The organism is Sulfitobacter sp. G5_S2_6_S6, from assembly GCF_054968505.1.
Window position 1 is genome coordinate 298617 of record NZ_JBQKUI010000003.1, and the last position, 24940, is coordinate 323556.

General features: G+C 62.3%; 24 protein-coding genes and 1 tRNA gene. 16 read left to right on the top strand and 9 right to left on the bottom strand.

The genetic code is table 11. From position 1 onward, the window contains the following. Positions 1-60: 60 nt before the first annotated feature. Complete coding sequence (locus ACTRWK_RS07715) at positions 61-1572, top strand: D-alanyl-D-alanine carboxypeptidase/D-alanyl-D-alanine-endopeptidase (RefSeq protein ID WP_037943205.1); 1512 nt, start codon at positions 61-63, stop codon at positions 1570-1572. Between the two features lie 29 nt (positions 1573-1601). Here ACTRWK_RS07715 and ACTRWK_RS07720 read toward each other — a convergent pair whose 3' ends face one another. Beyond that, positions 1602-2024 carry a tellurite resistance TerB family protein gene (locus ACTRWK_RS07720; protein WP_037944901.1) on the bottom strand — a complete coding sequence of 141 codons (423 nt, stop codon included), beginning with the start codon at positions 2022-2024 and terminating at the stop codon, positions 1602-1604. 119 nt (positions 2025-2143) lie between these two features. Between ACTRWK_RS07720 and ACTRWK_RS07725 the strand changes: the two genes are divergently transcribed. From ACTRWK_RS07725 to ACTRWK_RS07735, 3 genes are all read left to right on the top strand, one after another. Continuing rightward, complete coding sequence (locus ACTRWK_RS07725) at positions 2144-3724, top strand: lysine--tRNA ligase (protein ID WP_289081800.1); 1581 nt, start codon at positions 2144-2146, stop codon at positions 3722-3724. 62 nt (positions 3725-3786) lie between these two features. Continuing rightward, positions 3787-4200, top strand: a complete 414-nt coding sequence (locus tag ACTRWK_RS07730; RefSeq protein ID WP_289081799.1) for a DUF4864 domain-containing protein — start codon at positions 3787-3789, stop codon at positions 4198-4200. 160 nt (positions 4201-4360) lie between these two features. Continuing rightward, positions 4361-6649: a glycosyl hydrolase family 28-related protein gene (locus tag ACTRWK_RS07735; RefSeq protein WP_462843863.1), complete on the top strand. Its 2289-nt coding sequence runs from the start codon at positions 4361-4363 to the stop codon at positions 6647-6649. On the opposite strand, the gene ACTRWK_RS07740 is transcribed toward ACTRWK_RS07735, so the two are convergent. Both ACTRWK_RS07740 and ACTRWK_RS07745 read right to left on the bottom strand, forming a co-directional pair. Next, positions 6646-7320: a hypothetical protein gene (locus ACTRWK_RS07740; RefSeq protein ID WP_184583218.1), complete on the bottom strand. Its 675-nt coding sequence runs from the start codon at positions 7318-7320 to the stop codon at positions 6646-6648. The two genes, ACTRWK_RS07735 and ACTRWK_RS07740, sit on opposite strands and share 4 nt — an antisense overlap. A 127-nt stretch (positions 7321-7447) precedes the next feature. After that, positions 7448-7633 (bottom strand): PLDc N-terminal domain-containing protein, encoded by a 186-nt coding sequence (locus ACTRWK_RS07745; RefSeq protein WP_005851419.1) that lies wholly within the window; start codon positions 7631-7633, stop codon positions 7448-7450. A gap of 155 nt (positions 7634-7788) precedes the next feature. Here ACTRWK_RS07745 and ACTRWK_RS07750 point away from each other — a divergent pair, with 155 nt between their 5' ends. Continuing rightward, positions 7789-8067, top strand: a complete 279-nt coding sequence (locus ACTRWK_RS07750; protein WP_037964936.1) for a hypothetical protein — start codon at positions 7789-7791, stop codon at positions 8065-8067. A gap of 73 nt (positions 8068-8140) precedes the next feature. On the opposite strand, the gene ACTRWK_RS07755 is transcribed toward ACTRWK_RS07750, so the two are convergent. Beyond that, positions 8141-8395 carry a hypothetical protein gene (locus ACTRWK_RS07755; protein WP_005851424.1) on the bottom strand — a complete coding sequence of 85 codons (255 nt, stop codon included), beginning with the start codon at positions 8393-8395 and terminating at the stop codon, positions 8141-8143. A 167-nt stretch (positions 8396-8562) separates the two neighbouring features. Between ACTRWK_RS07755 and ACTRWK_RS07760 the strand changes: the two genes are divergently transcribed. Further along, on the top strand, positions 8563-8748 hold the full coding sequence (locus ACTRWK_RS07760; RefSeq protein WP_005851426.1) for a DUF3008 family protein: 186 nt from the start codon (positions 8563-8565) through the stop codon (positions 8746-8748). 9 nt (positions 8749-8757) lie between these two features. Here the strand turns inward: ACTRWK_RS07760 and uvrB are convergent, their stop codons facing one another. Both uvrB and ACTRWK_RS07770 read right to left on the bottom strand, forming a co-directional pair. Then, positions 8758-10974, bottom strand: a complete 2217-nt coding sequence (uvrB, locus tag ACTRWK_RS07765) for an excinuclease ABC subunit UvrB (protein ID WP_037964938.1) — start codon at positions 10972-10974, stop codon at positions 8758-8760. Between the two features lie 101 nt (positions 10975-11075). Next, on the bottom strand, positions 11076-11360 hold the full coding sequence (locus ACTRWK_RS07770) for an antifreeze protein (RefSeq protein WP_289081796.1): 285 nt from the start codon (positions 11358-11360) through the stop codon (positions 11076-11078). A gap of 140 nt (positions 11361-11500) precedes the next feature. Between ACTRWK_RS07770 and ACTRWK_RS07775 the strand changes: the two genes are divergently transcribed. The 7 genes from ACTRWK_RS07775 to ACTRWK_RS07805 all read left to right on the top strand — a co-directional run bounded on the left by ACTRWK_RS07775 (position 11501) and on the right by ACTRWK_RS07805 (position 18569). Next, positions 11501-11812 (top strand): ETC complex I subunit, encoded by a 312-nt coding sequence (locus ACTRWK_RS07775; protein ID WP_005851432.1) that lies wholly within the window; start codon positions 11501-11503, stop codon positions 11810-11812. 130 nt (positions 11813-11942) lie between these two features. Beyond that, positions 11943-12869 (top strand): MYG1 family protein, encoded by a 927-nt coding sequence (locus ACTRWK_RS07780; RefSeq protein WP_037943215.1) that lies wholly within the window; start codon positions 11943-11945, stop codon positions 12867-12869. A gap of 105 nt (positions 12870-12974) precedes the next feature. Next, positions 12975-14366, top strand: coding sequence for an L-seryl-tRNA(Sec) selenium transferase (gene selA / locus ACTRWK_RS07785; RefSeq protein WP_289081442.1), 1392 nt, complete (start codon positions 12975-12977; stop codon positions 14364-14366). Then, positions 14363-16234 carry a selenocysteine-specific translation elongation factor gene (gene selB, locus ACTRWK_RS07790; RefSeq protein WP_462843864.1) on the top strand — a complete coding sequence of 624 codons (1872 nt, stop codon included), beginning with the start codon at positions 14363-14365 and terminating at the stop codon, positions 16232-16234. The genes selA and selB overlap by 4 nt, the downstream gene beginning before the upstream one ends. Positions 16235-16275: 41 nt before the next feature. Continuing rightward, positions 16276-16370 (top strand) — tRNA-Sec (locus ACTRWK_RS07795). A gap of 63 nt (positions 16371-16433) precedes the next feature. Then, positions 16434-18023, top strand: coding sequence for a TlpA family protein disulfide reductase (locus ACTRWK_RS07800; RefSeq protein WP_353628187.1), 1590 nt, complete (start codon positions 16434-16436; stop codon positions 18021-18023). A 24-nt stretch (positions 18024-18047) separates the two neighbouring features. Then, the gene (locus tag ACTRWK_RS07805; RefSeq protein WP_258182285.1) at positions 18048-18569 is read left to right on the top strand and encodes a UGSC family (seleno)protein; all 522 of its coding nucleotides are present in this window, start codon (positions 18048-18050) and stop codon (positions 18567-18569) included. Positions 18570-18655: 86 nt separating this feature from the next. Here ACTRWK_RS07805 and nagA read toward each other — a convergent pair whose 3' ends face one another. Both nagA and ACTRWK_RS07815 read right to left on the bottom strand, forming a co-directional pair. Continuing rightward, complete coding sequence (gene nagA, locus ACTRWK_RS07810) at positions 18656-19786, bottom strand: N-acetylglucosamine-6-phosphate deacetylase (RefSeq protein ID WP_462843865.1); 1131 nt, start codon at positions 19784-19786, stop codon at positions 18656-18658. Next, positions 19783-20658 carry a glucosamine kinase nucleotide-binding domain-containing protein gene (locus tag ACTRWK_RS07815; protein ID WP_005851462.1) on the bottom strand — a complete coding sequence of 292 codons (876 nt, stop codon included), beginning with the start codon at positions 20656-20658 and terminating at the stop codon, positions 19783-19785. The genes nagA and ACTRWK_RS07815 overlap by 4 nt, the downstream gene beginning before the upstream one ends. 169 nt (positions 20659-20827) lie before the next feature. On the opposite strand from ACTRWK_RS07815, the gene edd reads away from it, so the two are divergent. Beyond that, a complete protein-coding gene (gene edd / locus ACTRWK_RS07820) occupies positions 20828-22630 on the top strand; it encodes a phosphogluconate dehydratase (protein ID WP_462843866.1) in 1803 nt (600 codons plus the stop codon). Positions 22631-22651: 21 nt separating this feature from the next. Then, positions 22652-23299, top strand: a complete 648-nt coding sequence (gene eda, locus ACTRWK_RS07825) for a bifunctional 4-hydroxy-2-oxoglutarate aldolase/2-dehydro-3-deoxy-phosphogluconate aldolase (RefSeq protein WP_005851466.1) — start codon at positions 22652-22654, stop codon at positions 23297-23299. Here eda and ACTRWK_RS07830 read toward each other — a convergent pair. After that, on the bottom strand, positions 23296-23820 hold the full coding sequence (locus ACTRWK_RS07830) for a winged helix DNA-binding protein (protein WP_174226595.1): 525 nt from the start codon (positions 23818-23820) through the stop codon (positions 23296-23298). The genes eda and ACTRWK_RS07830 overlap by 4 nt on opposite strands. Before the next feature lie 183 nt (positions 23821-24003). Here ACTRWK_RS07830 and ACTRWK_RS07835 point away from each other — a divergent pair, with 183 nt between their 5' ends. Next, on the top strand, positions 24004-24921 hold the full coding sequence (locus tag ACTRWK_RS07835) for a lipid A-modifier LpxR family protein (protein WP_037943229.1): 918 nt from the start codon (positions 24004-24006) through the stop codon (positions 24919-24921). Positions 24922-24940: the final 19 nt, after the last annotated feature.

Here is a 24940-nt window from a genome sequence, read left to right on the forward strand (position 1 = left end):
CATGAAAATGTGATTTGCAAGCGCTTGTGTCGCTCTGTCCTGTCAGGTTTAAGTCGCCCCATGAAAACTGTTTTATCCCGTCGTTTGTTTCTGAGTACCGCTGCGGCGGCTGTTGCGGCTCCGGCGGCCTTTGCGGCACCGCCAACTCAATCGCTGCGTCCCGTGTTGCGCGGGGACGATCTGTTCCGGCAGGCGATCCCCTCGGCGCAAGAGCTGATCGACAAGGCGCGGTTGAACGGGGCTGTGACCTTTAGTCTGGCGGATGCGGAAACCGGTGCGGTGCTGGAACAGAACGGCCCGCTTGACGGGATGCCCCCGGCGAGCGTGACCAAGGCGATTACCGCGCTTTACGCGCTGGATACCTTGGGCGCGGCGCATCAGTTTCAGACGCGCATCATGGCGACCGGTGGCATTGTGGACGGCGAAGTGCAGGGCGATCTGATCCTTGTGGGCGGGGGCGATCCGACGCTGGATACGGACGGGCTGGCCAAAATGGCCGATGACCTCAAGGCGGCGGGCATTATCGGCGTCAAAGGCGGGTTGAAAATTTACGAACGCAGCCTGCCGGTCTTCCCGTTGATTGATGCGGATCAGCCGGATCATGTGGGCTATAACCCCGCTGTGTCGGGGCTGGCGCTGAACTTTAACCGCGTCCACTTTGAATGGAAGCGCGAGAATGGCAGCTATTCGGTGCTGATGGACGGGCGGTCGGGGTCTTATCGCCCTGACGTGGCGATGGCCGCGATGGAGATCAGCGACCGCAGTGCGCCGGTCTTTGCCTATCGTGACGCAGGCACCCGCGATGACTGGAGCGTCGCGAAAAGCGCCTTGGGCAATGGGGGGGCGCGCTGGCTGCCGGTGCGCAAGCCGGGACTGTATGCGGGCGATATCTTTAAGACATTGGCGGGGGCACAGGGCATCCGTCTGCGCGACATGGCGTTGATCACCAGCTTGCCCGAGGGCGAGGTGCTGGTGACCCGTTCCAGCGCGCCGCTGCGCGATATCCTGCGCGATATGTTGAAGTATTCCAATAACTTGATCGCAGAGATGGCGGGGCTGTCCGCCACGGTTTACCGCACGGGCACGCCCGCGTCCCTGCGCGCGTCTGCGGCAGAGATGAACGTGTGGGCCAAGGCCAATCTGGGCATGGATGCACCCGCGCTGGTGGACCATTCGGGGCTGGGCGAAGACAGCCGCGTGACCGCGCAGGATATGGTGACGGCGCTGGTGCGGGTCTATGGATCGGGCACGTTGAAACCGTTGCTCAAGTCGATTTCCCTGCGCGATTCCAAGGGGCGGCCCGTGCAGGATCACCCGATCAAGGTGGAGGCGAAGACCGGCACGTTGAACTTTGTCTCGGCCTTGGCGGGGTATCTGACGGCACCGGACGGGCGGGTGATGGCCTTTGCCGTGTTCACCGCCGATATGCCACGTCGCGCCACCCTGACCCGCGCGCAACGCGAACGCCCCGAAGGGGGGAGGGCGTGGAACGGGCGCTCCAAACGGTTGCAGCAAGGGCTGATCGAACGCTGGGGGGCGTTCCATGTGGCTGCGGATTCGGCCTCTCTTTGATCGCGGTGTCGCGGCCTATTTGTCGCGGCCTATTTGACGTGACGGGCGCGGGCACCGCGTTCGATGGCGGCGGCGTGCAGGCGGTCGAGGTCAAGCTCGTAGCGGATTTCTTCCAGCAGACGCAATTCGGCTTCGTCCAACGTGCCGTCGGCCGCGGCCACGTCGCAGGCCAGCGCATAGGCCGTTTCGTTCAGCCGGTCGGGCAGCGCGCCCTTGATCAGGCCGAACAGGGCATCCAGCCCGTCTTCCTGTTCGAACAGGTCGAACACCATCGAGCTGACAGAGCTGATGCGGTCCACATCATAGCCCGAAAAGACGGGGAGCATGTTTACAGCCGTCTGGATCTTGAGCAATTCGGTGGTGCGGATGTCCTCGTCTGATGCGGAAACCGCGATCATCACGGCGACAAGGCAATCCTGCGCGCTGAGGGTGAGGGAGGTGTCGTCATTCATGCGCATTTCCGTTCGGTCATTCCGTTGATCTGCAGATTATTGACGGGCCTACGGGGACGCAATAGGTACGGGCTGCCTGCGCGCATTGGGTGCGGGGTGAAAATGATGGAATTGATGACATGTCGCAGATGCGTGAAGCAGCCCTAATCAGTAAAGCGTGGCCGTTCGAGGAAGCACGTCGGGTGTTGAAACGCTATGCAAACAAGGCCCCCGAGAAGGGGTACGTCTTGTTCGAGACCGGCTATGGCCCGTCGGGTCTGCCGCATATCGGGACCTTCGGCGAAGTTGCGCGCACGACGATGATCCGCCGCGCATTTGAGCAGATCAGCGACATTCCGACGCGGCTGGTGTGCTTTTCGGACGATCTGGACGGGATGCGCAAGGTGCCGGGTAACGTGCCCGACCCCGCCGCATTGGAAGAACATCTGCAGCGCCCGCTGACATCGGTGCCCGATCCTTTCGGCAAATACGACAGCTTTGGCGCGCATAACAACGCCATGCTGCGGCGTTTTCTGGATACCTTCGGGTTCGAGTACGAGTTCATCTCTGCCACGGAGTTCTACGGCTCCGGCAAGTTCGACGAGGTGCTTTTGCGCGCCGCCGAGAAGTATGACGAGATCATGGAAGTGATGCTCAAGTCGCTGCGCGAGGAGCGTCGGCAGACCTATTCGATCTTCCTGCCGATCCACCCTGAAACAGGGCGGGTGATGTATGTGCCGATGAAAGCGGTCAACGCCAAGGAAGGCACGATCACCTTCGACGATGAAGACGGCACCGAAATGACTCTGCCGCTGACCGGCGGCAATGTGAAGTTGCAGTGGAAGCCCGACTTTGGCGCCCGTTGGGCCGCCCTTGATGTCGACTTTGAGATGTACGGCAAGGATCACAGCACCAACACGCCGATCTATGACAAGATCTGCCGTATTCTGGGCAACCGCCCGCCCGAGCATTTCACCTATGAGCTGTTCCTTGATCAGGACGGGCACAAGATCTCCAAATCGTCGGGCAATGGTCTGACCATCGACGAATGGCTGACCTATGCCAGCGCGGAATCGCTGTCGTATTTCATGTACCTCAAGCCCAAGACGGCCAAGCGCATGTATTTCGACGTGATCCCCAAGGCGGTCGACGAATACCACCAGCAGCTGCGCGCCTATGAGACACAGGACGACAAGGGCAAGCTGAACAACCCCGTTTGGCATATCCACGGGGGCGATGTGCCCAAGTCGGATATGGTTGTGCCCTTCTCGATGTTGCTGAACCTCGCGTCGGTCTCCTCGGCCGAGGACAAGTCGCAACTGTGGGGCTTTATCCAGCGGTATGCGCCGGATGCGACGCCCGAAGGCAACCCCGGTATGGATGCGGCGGCCGAGCATGCGGTGCGCTATTACAATGATTTCGTGAAGCCCGCCAAAGTGTTCCGCGCCCCGTCAGATCTGGAGCGGGAAGCCCTGGAAGACCTGCGGGACCAGCTGAAAACATGGGACGGCGGGCTGGATGCCGAGGCATTGCAAACGATGGTTTTCGCCGTCGGGAAAGAGCGTTTCGACCCGCTGCGCGACTGGTTCACCGCGCTGTACGAAGTGTTGCTGGGCGCCAGCCAAGGTCCGCGTTTCGGTGGGTTCATCGCGCTGTATGGCGTGGATGAAACGGTCGCCCTGATCGACGACGCGTTGGCGGGCAAGCTGACCACGGCGTGAAACTATTGCCCTATGATGTGCGTGGCTTAGGTTAAGTTCAACACATCATAGGGAGCATTCTCATGCGTGGCGCGGTTCTTTCGGCCTTTTTCGGGATGGTTTTGACCTTTGCGACGGCGTTTGGTGCCATGGCGCAGCAGGCGGATATCGAAAGCACGATCAGCGGCCAGTTCGACGCTTTCAAGGCAGATGATTTCGAGGGTGCCTTCGCATATGCGAGCCCCAATCTGCAGATGATGTTTCAGTCTTCGGAAAATTTTAAACGTATGGTGACCACGGGCTATCCGATGGTCTGGAAACATGCCGAGGTGCGGTTTCTGGATCTGCGCGAGATCGCCGGTGCGCAGTGGCAGAAGGTGCAGGTCACGGACCTGAAAGGATTTACCTATTTGCTGGATTATCAGATGGTTGAGACGCCCGAGGGCTGGCGTATTGCCGCCGTTCAACTGCTGGATGCGCCAAGCGTTTCTGCCTGACAGGCGCGACATCTTTGGTACGCTCATGTGACCGCCTGCGGCGTACGCTGCGGTTAGGCGTGGTTAACCCTTTGTGCATAAATCTTTCCCCCTGCCGGCCAAGCGCCGGAGTTTTGCAATTCATGGGGGGCGACATCGCAACCCGACGAAGGGGATGACGATGAATAAGGCAATCACGGACGGTCTGCTACTGACACCTGCGGCATTTGCGCAAGGCTTGGATGTGTATTCAAGCGGGGATGGCACAGCGGGGTCTGATACCTATGCCAATGCCATAAATGCGGCGTTTATCCCTGCGGATCAGGACTTTGGCGGGGCGCTTGAGCTGATAAAAACGCAATCCACGCAAAAGCTGCGATACATGGGACAGACGCCACTTCTGCCGGGGTGTTATCTGCGGATCACGGCGCGGGTGAAGGCGATCAGTGGGAATCTACCGTCGGTGCGGATCGCGGGGTATCCGGCGCTTGGCAATGGCAGCCGCGCGGGCGGGCTGGTGGAGGCCGGTCCGGCGGTGACGCTGACCAGCTATGGCGAGGTGGTCGAGGTCAGCGCGATTGTCGGGTCGGGGCTGCGCGGCGGGGTCGATATGGTCTGGGGCAATGCGCCGGTCTATGGGCATTTCGGGCTGGACCTGACGGGGCAGAATGGCGGGGTCGTTCGCATTGACGATTTGCAGATCGAGGATGTGACGAGCGTCTTTCTGCGCGACATGCTGGCACAGGTGGACGTGCGGGACTATGGCGCGATAGGGGATGGCAGCACCGATGATACGGCGGCCTTTGTGGCGGCGAATGCGGATGCGCAGGGGCGCAGCGTGTTGATCCCGCGCGGGACGTATCTGCTGAACGGGGACGTGACCTTTGACGCGCCGACGCGGTTTGAGGGGACGGTGACCATGCCCGCCAGCGCGATCCTGCTTTTGCGCCGCAACTTTGATTTGCCGAACTATATCGAGGCTTTCGGGAATGAAGAGATCGCCTTTCGCAAGGCGTTTCAGGCCTTGCTGAACAATGCAGATCATGAATCGCTGGATCTGGGCGGGCGCAAGGTCAACGTGACCGGCCCGATCGATATGCAGGCCGCGACGCCCGAACGCAGCAGCTATGCCACGCGGCGGGTGATCCGCAACGGCCAGTTTGAAGCGGCCACGAATGGCGATTGGGATACGGTCACGGTGACCTCGCAGGCCAGCTATTCGCCCTCGGATGCGCGCAAGCTGACAAATGTGGTGAATGTGGCGAATGTGCCTGTGGGGGCGCTGATCACGGGCAATGGGGTCGGGCGCGAGATTTATGTGCGCGCCAAAAACGTCGCCACACAAGAGATTACCCTGAATGCACCCTTGTACGATGCGGCGGGGACGCAGAATTTTACCTTTACGCGGTTCCAGTATCTGCTGGATTTCAGCAACTACAGCCAGCTGAGCAAATTCGTTCTGGATGACATCGAATTCCAGTGCAACAACGTGGCCAGCGCTATCAACCTTGCGCCATCGGGGACGATTTTCCATGTGCGGGACTGCTTTATCTCGCGCCCGAAGGATCGGGGGATCACGTCGATCGGGGGGGGCTGTCAGGGGATGTTCGTGGACCGTTGCCAGTTCCTGTCCGCCGAAGATGCGCTGGACGTGCCGGACCGGACCACGATCGCGATCAACTGCAACGCCAATGACGTCAAGATTCGCGACAACCGTGCCACGCGCTTTCGCCATTTTGCGCTGCTGGCGGGGCAGAATAATATCGTCACGGGGAACCACTTCTTTCAGGGGGATACGGTCAAGAACGGCGTCCGCTCTGCCGGGTTGATCCTTGCGGCGCAGCACACGGCGAGCGTGGTCAGCGGGAACTATATCGACAATTGCTTTGTCGAATGGACCAACGAACAAGACCCCGCGCCGGACTACAGCAGCGAGTATTCTTTCAGCTCCCTGTCGATCAGCGGTAATATCTTTCTGTCGGGTGAGGTGGCCCCGTGGTTCAGCTATATCGTGATCAAGCCCCATGGGGCGGGTCATGTGATCAATGGGCTGACAATCAACGACAACCGCTTCCGCAGCATCAACGGGTTCATTGATCGGGTCGAACGGATCGACACGAGCTTTGCCGATATGGATTTCTCGCGCATGCGCAATATCGAGATGACGGGAAACTCGTTCCACGGCATCCACAATCCGGTGTCGAACCCTGTGCAGGTTGAACATACCGAAGCCAGTCTGGCCAAGACCTGGGTGGTGGATATTGCCGACCGCTTTCCGTTCGGCGGGTGGGCGATTGCGGTGGATAGCATCACGATGGATGGGCCGGTGCGCAACGGATCGAATGTGGCGCAATACAGCGTGCCCTATGTGCTGACGGATCAGGGGGCGGATCGTGATCTGCTGCATCTGGTCTGGAGCACCAGCGTCAAAGGGTCGATCTTTATGCAGGCGCGCATGGATAAACGCTAGAACTCGCGCCAGAGCGAGAGTTTTAGCGCGGGGTTGGACGTGTCGTTGATCAACGTCTCTGCCCCGATCTGGAAGCGGATATCGGGGCGGCTTTTCAGCGGGCGCATAACGATAGAGGGCGCGACAGAGGTGGCGCTGACGGCAGAGGTCGAGGCATAGTAGATTTGCAGCATTCCCGAAAACCGGTCGCCGAAGTTGATGCCTATGGTGCCGTCGACTTTGGCGAGATGCTCTTGCAGGTAGATGTCCCACGCGAGGGAACTGTCGATGGTCACCCAGCCGTGTTTCTGCCCCAGCGTATAGCCGCGGCCCCAAGACAGCCCCGCTTTGACATTGGGATAGACCGCATCCCCCACCCATGCCGCGCCGAACCCCAGCTCTGCGGACCAGACGGTCGGGCGGTCGCGGCGGCCTAAGGGGCGGCGCAGGAAAACCGACGCAAATCCCGATTGCAGGCCGATGGAACTGGCGAGAAAGCCGACCTCTGCCCCCAGGGTCAGGTCGTCGCGCACGCCATATTCCATGAAGGTGCTTTCCGAAATGTCGTAGTTGCGCGTGACGTTTACCGTGGTGGACGTAAATCCCGTGCCCTTTTCGCGCAGCCACGCGCCGCCCTGTGCAGGGGTGGGAAGCTGCAGTAAGCCAAGCAGAAGGATCGGCCAGTAGCGCATGGGATACCCTTTCGGCGGGTAGCTTGGCGCGTCATGCTTAACAAATTACTTACAGACCTTTGAGGCAGGCGCAAAAAGGCCCGCAGCAATGCTACGGGCCTTTCTCGTTGAATCGTGTGTGCGTCGCTTAGACGTTAACGCTGCCGCCGCGTGGGCCAGCGATCAGCCATACGATAAAGCCGACAACCGGGAAGATCAGGACGCCGAGAATCCAGAGGATTTTCGCAAGCCCCGAAGCGCCGGAGGTGAAGATTTGATAGATCGCGTAGATGTCTGCGATCAGGATAATGAGTCCGAGAAGGCCGAATTCCATTGTAAAGCTCCTGGGTTGTAATCTGCATTACTGTCTGGGTTCACAACTTCCCGCGCGGCCCAGATGTTCCCGAAAATGTTACTGGAACCATTTCCCGCTTCGCCGAGTTGCCCTTGCATCGCCTAGAACGGCAAGTGAATTTGGAAGGAAATACTATGAAGACCTCTACCGCAGTAATCGCAGGCCTTGCCGCAATTCTGGTCATCGCATTCGCAATCTTTTTCATCGATATCGATCAGACTGAAGAAGGCTCGTTGCCGGATGTTGATGTGTCCGTCGAAGGCGGCAACCTGCCCGAGTTTGACGCACAGACCGGTTCGGTTTCCGTGACTGAAGAAGAGGTCGACGTTGAAGTTCCGGACGTTGAAGTGACCACCGAAGAGAAAACGATCACCGTCCCCGGCGTTGAGGTTACTCCGCCCGCAGGTGACTGATATCGTTTGATGGTTTGAACGCAGAAAGCGCCCTCTGATTTGGTCAGGGGGCGCTTTTGTTATCGAATAGAGCTTAGTTGCGGGTCAGCTTGGTCGCGGGTTTCGCACCGTTGTCGCCGTCGGAGGCGAAGGTCAGCGTGACCTTATCGCCGGCCATCAGGTCGGACGGGACAAGGGTTTTGGCGTCCAGCGTCCAGGATGATTTGTCTTGCAGGACGATGATATTCGCAAGACGGTCATAGGCAAGGATCGTGCCGGTTGTCTCATCGGCAAAGGCGGGGGCAGAGAGGGCGGTCAGGCCCAGTGTAGCAAGGGCGATCAGGCGCATTTGGGATCCTCCGGATAAAGCGCAGACTCCGAATGTGGGGTGGGTGCGGGCGCAAAGCAATCACCTTGCAACGGGCGCGTGAAAATAATTATGCGCCACGCCGTAGTAGGGGAACTGCGGGCGGGTGGACGGGTTGTGCCGCTACATCCAACCGACAGGAGACAGCGATGAAAGCCCAATCGAAAGCCCAACAACGCGCCGCCGGTGCAGCCCTGTCTGCCAAGAGGGGCGAGACCAAGGTCAAGGATCTGCAAGGCGCGTCGAAAGATATGTACGACAGCATGTCAGAGGACGAGCTGGAGGAGATGGCCTCGACCGACCATGACGGGTTGCCGGACGAGGTGGATGACTAGACGCGCTGCCTAGCGTTTTTTGCCGCCGTAGCGGGATTTGCCACCGCGCATCCCGCCGCGACCGCCGGTTGATCGGCCCGACGCCTTTTGCGCGTCATCGACGGCTTTTTCGACAGCGTACTGACGCGCCATCGGATCGTCGGCGATGGCCAGATCGACGGATTCGAGCCGTTTGACCTCGTCGCGCAGGCGTGCGGCTTCTTCGAACTCGAGGTTCTCGGCCGCTTTGCGCATATCGGTGCGCAGCCCATCGAGCACGGTTTGCAGGTTGCCGCCTGCGAGCGGGTTGTCGATCTTGGCCGTGACGCGGCTCATGTCCACATCGCCTTTGTAGAGACCGGCGAGGATATCATCGACATTCTTCTTGACCGTTGTCGGCGTGATCCCGTGTTCTTCGTTATAGGCCAGCTGCTTGGCGCGACGGCGGTCGGTTTCGCCAATCGCACGCTCCATCGAGCCGGTGATGCGGTCGGCGTACATGATCACGCGGCCTTCGGCGTTCCGCGCGGCCCGCCCGATGGTCTGGATCAGCGAGGTCTCCGAACGCAGGAACCCTTCCTTATCCGCATCGAGAATCGCCACCAGCCCACATTCGGGAATGTCCAAGCCTTCGCGAAGAAGGTTGATCCCGATCAGCACATCGAAAGCACCAAGCCGCAGGTCGCGCAGGATTTCGATACGTTCGATCGTGTCGATATCGCTGTGCATATAGCGCACGCGGATGCCCTGTTCGTGCATGTATTCGGTCAGGTCTTCGGCCATGCGTTTGGTCAGCACGGTGCAGAGCGTGCGATAGCCGTCGGCGGCGACCTTGCGCACCTCGTCCAGCAGATCGTCGACCTGCATTTCGACAGGACGGATTTCGATTTTGGGGTCGATCAAGCCGGTGGGGCGAATGATCTGTTCAGTAAACACACCGCCGGATTGTTCGATTTCCCACGCGGCGGGGGTGGCCGAGACAAAGACCGACTGCGGGCGCATGGCATCCCATTCCTCGAACTTGAGGGGGCGGTTGTCCATACAGGAGGGCAGGCGGAACCCGTGTTCGGCCAGCGTGAATTTGCGTCGGTAGTCGCCTTTGTACATCCCGCCGATCTGCGGCACGGAGACGTGGCTTTCGTCTGCAAAGACAATCGCGTTGTCGGGGATGAATTCGAACAGCGTGGGGGGCGGCTCTCCGGGGGCGCGGCCCGTGAGATAGCGCGAATAGTTCTCGATCCCGTTGCAGACGCCGGTGGCTTCAAGCATCTCGATGTCGAAGTTGCAGCGCTGTTCAAGCCGTTGCGCTTCCAGCAGTTTTCCTTCGGCGACAAGCTGGTCCAGCCGCATCCGCAGCTCTTTCTTGATGCCGATCACCGCTTGGTTCATCGTTGGTTTCGGCGTCACATAGTGGCTGTTCGCATAGACGCGGATCTGGTCGAAAGTGCCGGTCTTCTCGCCGGTGAGCGGGTCGAATTCGGTAATGCTTTCCAGCTCTTCGCCGAAGAAGGACAGACGCCATGCGCGGTCCTCAAGGTGGGCCGGAAAGATTTCAAGGCTGTCGCCGCGCACGCGGAAGGTGCCACGCTGGAAGGCGGCGTCATTGCGTTTATACGCCTGCGCAATCAGGTCCGCGATCACTTGGCGTTGGTCATAGTTGTTGCCGGTCTTGAGGTCCTGCGTCATCGCGCCATAGGTCTCGACCGAGCCGATCCCGTAGATGCACGACACCGACGCGATGATGATCACGTCATCGCGTTCCAGCAGCGCCCGCGTGGCAGAGTGGCGCATCCGGTCGATCTGTTCGTTGATCTGGCTTTCCTTCTCGATGAAGGTATCGGACCGCGCGACATAGGCTTCTGGCTGGTAGTAGTCGTAGTATGAGACGAAATATTCCACGGCGTTGTCGGGGAAGAACCCTTTGAATTCGCCGTAAAGCTGCGCCGCCAGCGTCTTGTTCGGCGCGAGGATGATCGCGGGCCGCTGCGTTTCCTCGATCACCTTGGCCATCGTGAACGTCTTGCCCGTCCCTGTGGCCCCCAAAAGCACCTGATCGCGTTCGCCCGACCGCACCCCTTCAGACAGTTCCTTGATCGCCGTGGGCTGGTCGCCTGCGGGTTCGAATTCGGTCGCCAGCTTGAACTTCTTGCCGCCCTCGAGCTTGGGGCGTTCGCGCACGTTGGGCGCGGGATTGGCAAGATAGGCGTCTTTGCGCTCGGGCAGGCTGTCAGAGTGGGCGTAGGCCATAACATCGTCCTTTGGGGGGTGTTCCCTAAGGTGTCATGTTTTCGCGCGGGTTCAAGGGGCACAGCCTTGCGCGACGCGCATATGTCGCTTTCGTCGCAGGCTTATTTGGTCAGTCGCTTGCGGTTGGCGCGGACCTTTTTGCTGACCGGGACCATCGCGGCCGAGAAAATCTGGTCGGGCGTGCCCCCGGCAAAGGCGGCTTTGGTGGCCGCCTGATAGGCTTTGGCCATGGCGGGGCCTTTTTCATTCACCATTCGGGCGTTCTCTCCGCGGGTCTGGGGAAGGGCACCGGCCATCCCCAAAAGCCTAAGCGTCATAACGGCTTGGGTGTCGATCATCAGCTTGGCGAAGTTGGCATTGAGCGTCATCAGGGTCAGGGGGTTCATGAGAGGTGCTCCGATTGCATAAGCTCAGTCTATGCTGCGCCGCAGCATATGTAACGCGAATTCGGCACAAATCACTGTGATGCCTTGATCCTTGGCCGTATTTGGCTGATAAACCGCCTGATCACAGCGGAGATTCAGCTATGCGCGCGCGTATTTATCAGCCTTCCCGAACTGCCATGTCCTCTGGCACGGCCAAAACCCGTGTCTGGTTGCTGGAATTCGACCCAGAGCACGCGCGCGAGATTGACCCGTTGATGGGCTGGACCTCGTCGAAGGACACGCAAACGCAGGTGCGTTTGCAGTTCGCCACCAAGGAAGAAGCGGTGGAATACGCCCGCGACCACAACATCGACGCGCTGGTGCAAGACCCCAACAAACGCCGCGCAAATGTCCGCGCCGGCGGCTATGGCGAGAATTTCGCCACAGGTCGCCGCGGGGCCTGGACGCATTAACTCTTTCTACGTTTTCTTATGCTAGGCCCGTGACGGGCGGTGTGAGCAATACATATTCACAGGGCGGCCTCTCCCACGGTCGCCCGTTTTCATTTCGACCTGCTGAACAGATGCGCAAAGGTACAGAAACATGACGATCACCCAACTCGTGACCCACTCAGGCGGTTTTCATGCGGATGAACTCCTATCCTCTGTCATCCTGACGCGGCTGTTTCCAGACGCCACGGTACTGCGCAGCCGCGACAAGGCGCTGATCACACCGGCCGAGGGGCGCATCATCTACGACGTGGGCGGTGATTTTGATGCCGAAGCAGGGATTTTCGATCACCATCAACGTCCCAATCCGCTGCGTGAAGACGGGCAGCCCTATAGCTCTTTCGGGCTGATCTGGGCGCATTACGGGCATGATTATCTGCGCGCGCTCGACGTGCCCGAGGCGGATGTGAATGCCATCCACGACAGTTTCGATCGCGGGTTTGTTCTGCCGATCGACCTGCTGGACAATGGTGCCGTCAACGCGTCAGAGGCGGGGCCACTGTTTGCCGGTCTGACCTTGCCCGCGCTGTTGGAAAGCCTGAAACCCGTCTTCGATGACCGCGAGGAAGGCGTGGACGACCGCGCCTTTGCCGCCGCCTTGCCCATTGCGCGCGCCTTTGTCGAAGCGTCGATCCGTCGCAAAGCCGCCAAGTTCCGCGCCGAAGCGATGGTCATGACCGCCATTGATGCCGCGGGCGAGGGGCATGTGCTGGACCTGCCCATGGGCATGCCGTTTCGCGGGGCCGTGGTGAAGGCGGGGGCGGATCATCTGCTGTTCGTCATCCACCCGCGCGGCGAGGAATGGACGCTGACAACGATCCGGTTGGGGGATGATACGTTCGAGAACCGCGCTGATCTTCCGGTGGCTTGGGCGGGTCAAAAAGACGCCGCGCTTGAGGAAGCATCAGGCGTCAAAGGGGCAAAGTTCTGCCACAACGGCCGCTTTATCGCCGTCGCCGATAGCCGCGAGGCGATTTTGCAGATGGCCGACATCGCGGTGAAGGAAGCGCTGGCGGCGTAACCCGCACGGCGGGCCTTCTTGTTGCCCGCTATTGGCCTGCGTTCCGGCTTGCCCCCGTGGCCCGCGCGATTACACTGCGCGTTCAGCCATCGGGGGGCGTGACGCGTGAACAGCCAGCTTAGACATTTGCCACAGATCGATACGCTGTTGCAGCAACCGCATGTGGCGTCCTTGGTTGCGACCTACAGCCACGACGAGGTGCGCCGCGCCCTGCGCGAAACGCTCGACCAGCTGCGCCGTGATATTCGGGGCGGCGGGGTGGTCGATCTGCCCGATTTCGCCAGTGAACCCTTTGCCCATAGCCTTGCCGACCGGATAAAGGCAGCTCGCCGGCCGAACTTGCGCCCTGTCATCAATGCCACGGGTATCATCATCCACACCAATCTGGGCCGCGCCCGTCTTGCCCCCGAGGCGCTGCAGGCGATGGACCAGATCGGTGCGCGGCCTTCGAACCTTGAGCTGAACCTAAAAACCGGCAAGCGCGGGTCGCGCTATGACCATGCCGAGGCGCTGATCTGCCAGTTGACGGGCGCTGAGGCGGCGCTGATCGTGAATAACTGTGCCGCAGCGGTGGTCTTGGCGCTGATGGGCACTGCGGCAGGGCGCAAGGTGATCGCCTCGCGCGGGGAGCTGATCGAGATTGGCGGGTCTTTCCGTCTGCCCGATGTGATCGCGCAAAGCGGTGCAGAGCTGAAAGAGGTCGGTGCCACCAATAAAACGCGGCTTAGCGATTATGCCGATGCGGTGGACGAGGATACGGCGGTTCTGTTGAAAAGCCACACCAGCAACTTTCGCATTGTGGGCTTCACCTCTGCCCCGTCCCGCACAGATTTGGCGCAACTGGCGGCGGAGCGGGATCTGATCCTGATGGAAGATCTGGGCAGCGGCGTGCTGATTGACCTTGCCCCCTTTGGGCTGCGCGACGAACCCGTGGTGGCGGATATCCTCAAAGCGGGTGTCGATCTGGTCATGTTCTCGGGCGACAAGCTGCTTGGTGGGCCGCAGGCGGGGATCATCGCGGGACGGGCGGATATTATCGCGGGGCTGCGCAAGCACCCGTTGCTGCGGGCGTTGCGCATCGACAAGCTGTCGCTGGCCGCGCTCGAGGCGACCTTGCGTCTGTACCTGCCGCCCCATGATCCGCTGGCGCGGGTGCCGGTCTTGCGTGCGCTCTCGCAGCCTTTGGCAGAGGTAGAGGCGCGGGCGCAAAGGCTCGCGGGTTCCCTTGCTGCGGTGAAGGGGGTGGTTGTTGAGGTGATGGCGTCAGCCGCCTATGTCGGCGGCGGGTCGCTGCCGCAGCAGGATCTGGACAGTTTCAGTGTCGTCGTGGCCTCTGCCGCGCTGTCTGCTGAAACCCTTGGGGATCGTTTACGGGGCGGGGGGGTGCCCATTGTCGGGCGTATCCATCAGGGCAAGCTGTGGCTGGACATGCGCACGGTAACGGATGACGAGCTACCCGATGTCGTCGCGGCGCTGGGCGCGATCGCCGCCATATGACATCGGCCTGCGTGATCGTGATCGGCCATGTGGATCATGGCAAGACGGCGCTGGTGCGCTCCCTCACGGGGATGGAGACGGACCGGCTGGCCGAGGAAAAAGCCCGTGGCCTGTCGATCGCGCTGGGGTTTGCCCATTGCGAGATGGCGGGTGGGACGCTTGACCTGATTGACGCGCCGGGGCACGAGGATTTCATCCGCACCATGGTGTCGGGAGCGAGCGGCGCGCAGGGCGCGATGCTGGTCGTCTCGGCCGTGGAGGGCATCGCCGCGCAAACCCGCGAGCATGTGCAAATCGCAAGACTGTTGCAGGTGCCCGTGGCCGTGGTCGCGGTGACGAAGGTGGATTTGATCCCCGTGGCGACATTGCCCGCCCGTCTGGTGGAAATTGAGGATGCCCTTGCCGCGCAAGGCGTTACCGTGGCCGAACTGGTGCCCTGTTCGGCCACGACCGCTGGCGGGACGGATCATCTGCGGCAGGTCTTGGCGCGGCGGTTCAACGCTTTGCCCGCGCGGGCCGCGCCGATGGGGGCGTTCCTGCCGGTGGACCGCGCGTTCACACTGGCGGGACGCGGAACGGTGGTGACGGGCACGCTGCTTGGCGGCGCGTTGGCGGTTGGCGCGGCGTTGACCGTGCAGCCAAGCGGTGCGGCCACGGTGGTCCGTGGCCTGCAAGCACGCGGCGCGGCGCGGGAGAGGGTCGCGGCGGGAGAGCGGGTCGCGGTGAACCTGCGCGGTATCGCGCTGGAGGATATTGCCCGCGGCGATGTGATCTGTACGGGCGGGCAGGGGGCGACGCTTTGTATGGATGTGTGGTTGACCGTCTCTGACATGGCACCGCGACCGGTCAAACATATGCAGGATTTGCGCGTGCTGTGGGGCACGGCGCATGAGGTCGCGACCCTGCGGCTGATGGGCGGTGGCCAGATCGCGCCGGGGGGCGCGGGGCTGGGGCAGTTGCGCTTCAAACGCCCCGTGGTGGGGTTCGCGGGGCAGGCGGCGGTGTTGCGTCAGCTTTCCCCTGCGGCGACGTTGGCGGGCGCGGTGATCCTTGACCCGCAGGCCACGGCAGTCGGGGCGGGCGACAGACGGCGGTTGGCGGTGATGCAGGCGGCACAGCAGCAGGATGGAGCCGCCCTTGCCGCAGCGCTTTGTGCGCAGGGGCGCGGGGTGGCGCTGTGGTCTGATCTTGTCCGGTTGGCGCGCTGCGATGCGACGGCTGCGCTGCCCACGGGCGTTGTGCGGCTAGCGCCGGAACATGTCGCGCTGGCCGACGACCTCGCCACGGTGCAGACGGCGGTGGTGGCGGCTTTGCAGCGCTTTCACGCTGACCACCCGATCAAGCAGGGGGCGGCGCTTTCGATGCTGCAACAGGTGACACCACTGCGGGGTTTGGTGCCCTTTGCCCAAGCTGAGTTGCACAGGGGTGGAGAGGTTGTTTTGCGCGACGGTTTGGTCAGTCTCGCACGGCATGACCCCTTTGCAGCCCTGGCCCCGCAACAGCTTGCCCGCCTGACCGAGATCGAAGAGAGGATGCGCGCGGGCGGCACCTCCCCCCCTGATGTGCGGCAGTTCGATGCGCCTGATGACGCGGATCTGATCGCGCTGCTGGTGGCGCAGGGGCGGTTGGTGTCCTTGGCGAATATCGCGTTGAAACAGCAGGTCGTGTTTCACGCGGCGACCATCGGCCAAGCGCAGCGGAGCCTTGCGGCAAGCTTCCCCCCGCCCACGGCCTTTACCACCAGCGCAGCGCGCACCGCCTTGGGCACCACCCGCAAGTTCATCGTGCCACTGCTTGAGCATCTGGATGCGCTTGGTATGACGCTGCGCGATGGTGACACGCGGCAGATCGCGCCGCAGGCGCATTAGGCTTTCGCTTGCCCTGCGGCAGGGCTACGGTGTGGCAACGCGGAGACGACCGGAGTCTGGTGGCTTCCCTGGTCTTCAAAACCATGGACGCGTCGATACGGCGTGTGGTGGGTTCGATTCCCATCCGTCTCCGCCAAGCTGTCTGGACATGCCTGACGATCCCCCACAGTATGCAGCGGCATACTTGGGAGGGGGCGACATGAGTGATCGGAAACCGGAATTTACCCTGAAGGATCTGCAAGGCGCGGCCCATCATTTTGACGGAACCGGCCCTGCGCTGGTCTGTTTCGTGAAAGAGGATTGCGAGACCTGCAATATTGCGGGGCCGGTGCTGCAAGCGCTGTCGCAGGCCTATGGCGATGCGGTGCGGTTTCTGGTGCCGGGGCAATCCGGCGAGAAGAACGGCGATTTCGCGCAGCGCCACGGGCTGACCATGCCGGTGCTTGAGGATGCGGGCTGCAAGACCTCGTTCGACTGGGATTTCGAGATCGTGCCCGCGCTCTACTGGATTGATGAAAGCGGCGCTGTCGTGACCCACTTTGAAGGCTTCGTGCGCGATGACTGGCAGGCATTGTCCGACCAGATGGCCCGTGCGACGGGCAAGGCTGCCGCGCAGATCGATTGGGACAGCCTGCCCGCCTGGCGTCCGGGATGCGGGTCGAAACACTTTGACCCCGAGGTCTACGACGCGCTGCGGGCAGAAGCCGAAGGCAGCCGTCTGCGCGCCCGCAAGGTCGAGGTCGCCAGCGGCGATGACATGGCGGAATTCATGTTCGATCAGGGGTTCTCGGACGGGTTGCCCTTGGTGCCGCCGACGCCCGAACGGGTGATCCGCATGTTGGAAGGGACGCATCGTGATCCGCAGGATGTCATCGCCACAGTGCCGCCGAATATGGGCATCGCCACGGTCGAAAAGATCGCGATCAACGCGGTGATGGCGGGGTGTAAACCCGAATATCTGCCTGTGGTGATCGCAGCGGTCGAAGCCGTCTGCACGGATGAATTCAACGTCCACGGGGTCACCGCGACAACCATGGGCGCGGCGACGGTCATGGTGGTGAACGGGCCGATCGTGGACAAGATCGGGCTGAACGGCGGCTTGGGCGCTTTGGGTGCGGGGAACCGTGCCAATGCCACCATCGGGCGCGCGCTGCGGCTGATCATCCGCAATGTCGGCGGGGCGACCACGGGCGGGGTCGAACGGTCTGTCCTGGGCAATCCGATGAAATACACCATGTGCTTTGCGGAGAACGAGGCGGCCTCGCCATGGGAGCCGCTGCATGTGGAACGCGGGTTCGAGGCGGAAGATTCGGTCGTGACCGTCTTTGCCATGACGGGCGGGCCGGTGCATCTGGTGGACCAGACCTCGCGCAGGCCGGACCAGATCGCGGGGTCGTTGGGGCAGGGGCTTGAAGGGGTGTTCCTGCCGAAGATGCACAACCTGCCGATTGACGCGCTGCTGGTGGTCTGTCCCGAGCATATCCAGACGCTGACCGTCGATGGCCCCTATTCCAAGGACAGGCTGCGCGACCGTATCCAAGAGGTCACGGCGCGCCCCTTGTCGGAGATGGTGCAGGATGACCATTCGGGCGCGGGTATCCCCGTGGCGGACGCGGAACGGATGGGGCCGGAAAAACTGGCGCAGTTGGCCCCTAAATTTGCGGGCAAGGAATATATCCATATTGTCGTGGCCGGTGGCGATGCGGGCAAATTCTCGTCCGCGTTCCACGGGTGGGCCACGGGGGAGGTGGGGTCGATTTCCGTTTCCAGAAAGATCGATCTAGGCTAGCTTTCACAGCAGAGGAGGACGTGAATGACAATAATTCTTGACCCGACGGACGAACGTGTCCCCGTCGCGCGTCAGATCAGCGAACGGTCCGGTTCGGTGCAGGGGGTTGTCGGGCTGCTGAACATCAGCAAGCCGCGCGGCAATATCCTGCTGGATGAACTGGACAGGTTGTTGACCGAAAACGCACCCGGCGTTGAGATCCGGCATTATACCAAGCCGACTTTCGCCAAACCGTGCCCCGACACGCTGCGCCACCAGATCCGCGATGAATGCGACTTTCTGGTCGAAGGGCTGGCGGACTGAGGATCATGTACCACGTGCAGTATGCACGATACAGTCTGGTTTGAAATCCAGGGGATCCCGTCTGTTTCCATCGCTTCTAGCGTGTTTGGCCAAGCCGCTGAAACGCAGCGCAAGGCCTTAGGCATGGAGGGCGCGCGCTATGTGCTGGTGCCGCATCCTATTCAGGATGCCACGGACGACGAAATGCGCGCCAAGGCGCGTGAGGCGTTCGACCAGATCATCGGGGCGTTGCGCGACGCGTGAGTGACGTGAAAGACATAGACGTAAAAGACATAGGGCGGCGCGGGTAACCTGCGCCGCCTTTTTCGTGGGCGCGGGGTGGGCGGGCGTTACAGCTCGGTCAGCCAGTGCAACTCTGACAGGTCGTCGTTGATCCAGATCATCGCATCGACGCTGTCCGCTTCGGGGGGGTGCGCCAGCAGTTGCGCAGGGATTACTGTGGCACGGGCCAGCGCCCGCTCTAACGGCTCGCCCACGGTGTTGTGCATATAGCGCACGGCTTGCAGCAGGGTCAGATCGGCCCCGGCCAGCGTTCCGTCTGCCAGCGTCAACCGTCCGTCGCGGCGCAGGATCTCGCGGTCGTTCAGGATGAAGCTGGTGATATCAGAACCGCCAGTCGCCATCGCGTCGGTCACCAGAAACACCTCTGCCGCGCCGCGATTGGCGGCAAGTGCGGCGCGGATCATGGCCGGATGTACATGCACCCCGTCGGCAATCAGGCCGGATGCCACGCGCGGATGATCAAGTGCCGCCCCCACCAGCCCCGGGCTGCGCGCGTTGGCCTGGCTCATGGCGTTGAACAGATGCGTTGCCATGCGGGCACCGGCGTCAAAGGCGCGCATGGCGGTGTCATAGTCGCAATCGCTATGGCCCAGCGACACCAGCACGCCCGCCTGCGTCAGCGCCGCGATCTGATCGGGGGTGGCGTTTTCGGGGGCGAGGGTCATCATCAGGTTCGGGATCCGGGCCACGGCATCGGTCAGCATCGCCATATCATCGTCAGACAGGGGGCGGATCAGGCTGCCGTCATGGGCACCTTTGCGGGCAACGCTCAGATGCGGCCCTTCAAGGTGGAGCCCCGCAATACCGGGCATGCCCAGGTGCAACGCCTCTGCCACGGCGGCGATGGCGGCGCGGCTATGGGCGGGGGTGTCGGTGATCAACGTGGGAAGAAATGCGCGGGTGCCAAGCCGTCGATGCGCGGCGGCCATCGCGCGCAGCGTGTCCAGATCGGGCGCGCTATTGAGCATCACGCCGCCCCCGCCGTTCACTTGCAGATCCACAAACCCGGGGGAGAGGATGCCCCCGCTAAGCGTCTGGGTTTTGGCCCTCGTCGGCAGCGCGGTCAGGGGTGTGATGCGCGGGATGCCGTCGGGGTGCACCACAAGCGCGTGACCGGTCAGCAGATCGTGCCCGTCAAAAATGCGCGCGCCGGTATAGGCGGTGAGGGGGGCGGTCATGCCCGCGCGGCGCGCAGGGCCAGTGCGACGGCCCCGTCGAGTGCGCGACCTTTGGTTTCGACCAGATGGGCAGTCTGCGTGTCGGGCAGATAGGCGGCGTAATGGGGGCCGACGCCGCCGGTCAGGCACAGCGGGCCGCCGGGTTGGTGGTCGAGCGCGATCAGGGCGCGGGTCAGGTAATCGGCCCCGCTTGCCATCAGCGCCCGTCCGATGCTGTCGCCCGCCGCGGCGGCCTGTACCACATCGGGGGCAAGGGTGGCGAAATCGCCGGGCCGCGCCTTGAGGCTGAACTGCACGATGCCCGCGCCGCCGCCGAATTTATCCAGCATCTGCTGCGACAGGGGGCTGGCGGGGGTGATCCCGTCAACGACGAGCAAGGTCTGCTCTAGCACGCCATGCCCCAGCCACGCGCCCGACGCCTGATCCGAGACCTGATAACACCAGCCGCCGATACAGGTCTGCACGCCGGCCTTTTGGCGGCCCACGATGGTGCCGGTGCCAAGGGCGATCAGGTGGCAGTCCTGCTCTCCGACGGCACCGACGATGGTGGTGGTGGTGTCTTCGGTCACGACGGATTTGGCAAAGGGCAGACCCGCCTGCACGCGCGGGCCCATTTCCGGCCCCGTGTATCCCGCAAGCCCCAGATGCGCCACGGCACGGGGCATGTCGGCGACATCCAGACCGGCACTCTCTATCGCGTTGCGCGTCGCGGTCAGCACGCTGTCGATCGCGGTGGCGCAATCGGTGCTGACATTCGCCCGCCCGCCTTTGCCTTCGGCAAGGATACGGCCATCGGGGGTGGCAACAGCGGCGCGGCAACCGGTGCCGCCTCCGTCAACGCCGATCAGGAAAGGAGGGTCTATTTGTGTCATCCGAATTGTTTAGGGCACCTGTTTTGGCGGGGAAAGACAATTTTCGCCATTCGTTTTACCCAGGGTCGCAACGGGTTTGCAAATGGCACATGCGCGTGATAAGTTAGCGCTAACATACTCACGTCTTTGTAGGAAGGCCCTTAGGCCCGCCCACGTCACGAAGGAAAGCATGATGTTGAACGATACCGTAGCCCGTGTCACCGACCGGATCATCGAACGCAGCGCGCCAAGCCGGGGGGCCTATCTGGCGCGGATGCGTCGCGCCGCCGAGGAAGGGCCGGCACGGGCGCATCTTTCGTGCAGCGGGCAGGCGCATGCCTATGCCGGTGCGGGGCAAGACCAAGCCGCGCTGGCGACGCAATCGGCGGGCAATATCGGGATTATCACGACTTATAATGACATGCTCTCGGCGCACCAGCCGTTCGAACGCTTTCCGACCCTGATCCGCGACACCGCGCGTGCGGCAGGCGGGACGGCACAGGTTGCAGGCGGCGTGCCTGCGATGTGTGACGGCGTGACCCAGGGCACCCCGGGGATGGAGCTGAGCCTGTTTTCGCGTGACATCATCGCCATGGCGGCGGGCGTCGGGCTTAGCCACAACACTTTCGATTCCGCGATCTATCTGGGGGTCTGTGACAAGATCGTGCCCGGTCTGGTGATCGCGGCGCAGGCTTTCGGGCATCTGCCGGCGGTGTTCCTGCCTGCGGGACCGATGACCTCGGGTATCTCCAACGACGAGAAAGCGATCGTGCGCCAGAAGTTCGCCGCAGGCGAGGCCACGCGCGAAGAGCTGATGGCGTCGGAGATGGCGGCCTACCACGGGCCGGGCACCTGCACCTTCTATGGCACCGCCAACACCAACCAGATGTTGATGGAGTTCATGGGCCTGCACCTGCCCGGCGCGTCCTTTGTGAACCCCAATACGCCCCTGCGTGATGCGCTGACCGTTGCGGGGACGCAGCGGGCGCTGGCGATCAGCCATCTGGGCAATGAATACACACCCGTTTGCGATGTGCTGGACGAAAAAGCCTATGTGAACGGCATCGTCGGCCTGCATGCGACAGGCGGGTCGACCAACCTGCTGATCCACCTTGTCGCGATGGCGCGGGCCGGTGGGATCGTGCTGGACTGGCAGGATTTCTCGGATCTTGCCGATGTCACGCCGCTGCTGGCGCGGGTCTATCCGAACGGCTTGGCCGATGTGAACCACTTCCACGCGGCGGGAGGCTTGGGATTTATGATCGGTCAGCTCATGGCGGGCGGCTTGCTGCATGACGAGGTCAAGACCATCGCGGGCGACGGGTTGTCGCGCTACACCCAAGACCCCAAGCTCAAGGATGGCGCCGTCGAATGGGTCGCAGGCCCGACCGAGACGCTGAACGAAAAGATCGTGCGCCCCATTGGCGACCCTTTCCAGCCCACGGGCGGGTTGAAACGTCTGGCGGGGAACCTTGGCAATGCGGTCACCAAAGTCTCTGCCGTGAAGCCGGAGCATCACATCGTCGAAGCCCCGATCCGCGTGTTCCATGATCAGGAAAGCGTGAAAGACGCCTATCGCAATGGTGAGTTCAACGAGGATGTCATCGTCGTCGTGCGTTTTCAGGGGCCCAAAGCCAACGGCATGCCCGAATTGCACAGCCTGACGCCGGTGCTGGCGAACCTGCAGGCGCGCGGGTTGAAGGTGGCGCTGGTCACTGACGGGCGCATGTCCGGTGCCTCGGGCAAGGTATTGAGCGCGATCCACGTGTGTCCCGAAGCGGTGGACGGCGGGCCGATTGCACGTTTGCAAGACGGTGATATCGTGCGCGTCGACGCCCGCGACGGGCAGCTGACGGTCCTGACCCCCGGCGCGATGGTGCGCCCGGTTGCCACAGCTGATCTGTCGGGCAATGAATACGGGCAGGGGCGCGAGCTGTTTGCCACTTTCCGCAACACGGTTGGCGCGGCTGATACCGGCGCCAGCAGCATTTGAACCTGACCAGAGGATGATCCGATGACCCCGCAAGACGCCAGCGCCGCTGCCTATGCCATCTGTAAACGTGCCCCCATCGTGCCGGTCCTGGTGGTGCATGACGCACTGCACGCCCGCCCCCTGGCCGAAGCTTTGGTTGCAGGCGGATTGCCCGCGCTAGAGGTGACGCTGCGCACCGATGCCGCGCTAGAGGTGATTGCCGAGATGGCCAAAGTCGAAGGCGGCGTTGTCGGGGCGGGCACGTTGCTGACCCCCGATGATGTCAAACGTGCTGTGGATGCGGGCGCGACCTTTGGGGTGTCGCCCGGTGCCACGGATAAACTGCTGCAAGCGGCCGAAGATCTGGGCCTGCCGATGTTGCCCGGTGCCGCCACCGCGTCAGAGGCGATGCGTCTTTATGAACGCGGCTATGATATGCTCAAGTTCTTCCCCGCCGAAGCTGCGGGTGGGGCACCCTTCCTGAAATCGCTGTCCTCGCCGCTGCCTCAGGTGCGGTTCTGCCCCACGGGCGGCGTGAGCCCTGCCAATGCGGAAAGCTACCTGTCGCTGCCCAATGTGGTGTGCGCGGGCGGCAGCTGGGTCGCGCCGGACAATCTGATGCGCAAGGGCGATTGGGCGGCGATCACCGAACTGGCCCGCGCCGCCAGCACCCTAGGCAGCCGCGGTTAAAGCGACGCCGCCGCGCGACTGGCCTGATCATACTGACCCGAGATCGCGCGCAGCTGCGCCGCGATCTCGCGCAGGTCGTCGCCTTTGATATCGGTGCGCCCCATGCTGTCGATCAGGCAGGTGTTGCGCACCGCGCGGTAGGTCTCTATCAGCTCGGCCCCGCTGGCGGAGGTGCGATAGAACACCTCCTTTCCGCGTTTCTCGGCCTCTAGCAGGCCGGATTTCAGCAGTTTGCGCAGCGCGTAGTTCACCGTATGCGTATCTTCGATGTTCAGCAGAAAGCAGATGTCCGTCAGCCGTTTTTCACGGTCTCGGTGGTTGGTGTTGTGCAGCACCAGAATTTCCAACGGGGTCAGATCGGCATTGCCTGCCGCCGCCATGCAGCGCGACATCCAGCGCGAGAAGGCGTTGTAGGCGATGATCATCCCGTATTCGAGCTCGGACGCTTCCCATCCTTCGCCCTCGGCAAGGTGACGGGACGAAACGATACGGCGGGACGGGTGCGATTTTGGGTCTGACATCAGTGCCTCAAGGCTGGTTTTCACTGTCGTTATGTTAGCGAATTGTCGGTATCGCGCAATCCGTCTGTGCGCCAAGGACACGCCGCCCGAGAAAAATGTACCAAGGATAGCGCGACGCGGCAGGGCGCGGTAGCAAAGGGGCAACGGGTGCCGACCCTTACAGCCATTGCGATAGGAGTGACGATGCTGCGATTTCTTGTGCCGGTATTGGCCGCGCTTTTGCTTTTGCCCGTGGGTGCGCAGGCGGCAGAGCGGGAACGCCTTGGCTATGGCCGTCTGATTTCCAATGATTCCATCGGAGAGTTTCGCGACCGCGAGCGCACGGGCGCCTATGTGTCGTCCCGCGTCTGGGGGCCTGAGTGGACGGGGCGCTTGCCGGACCGCTTTGGGCAGTTGATCGAGCTGCGTTTGGGGGTAGAGGTATTCTCCCCCGCGAACCTGCGTCGCCCGCAAGCCGGATCGCGCCCATGGGCCGGTGCCCTGTCCGTCGGAATGCACACCCATTTCGAACGCGATGCTGTGGAATATTCGGTCGGGGCCGCGATCTACGCCACCGGTCCACAGACCCATCTGGATGATCTGCAACGGGGCATTCACGACATCATCGACGCGACCTCGCCCTCTGATCGGGTGTTGGATAACCAGATCGAAAACGGCTTTCACCCCACGGTTCTGGTCGAGATCGGGCGCAGCTTTCCGATTGGCGCGCGGACAAGCCTGCGCCCCTTTGTCGAAGGGCAGGCGGGGATAGAGACATTCGTTCGCGCGGGCTTCGACCTGACCTTTGGCGATATCACACGCGGGGAAATGTTGGTGCGCGACAGCACCACCGGCCAGCGTTACCGCGTGGTGCAGCACCGCGACGCCACGGGCTTTGGCTTTGTCGTTGGGGCCGATATCGCGCGCGTCAGCGACAGTGTGTTCCTGCCGTCGGATCGTGGCTATGACCTGACCCCGCGCCGCGATCGTGTGCGTGCCGGGGTGCATTGGCAGGGCAAGCGCGCCTCGGCGTTCTATGGTCTGACGTGGCTGGGCAAGGAATACGAGACGCAGCCCGATCACCAGCTTGTCGGCTCTGTACGCATCAAGATCGACTTCTAACGCGCAGGCCCCGTGCATC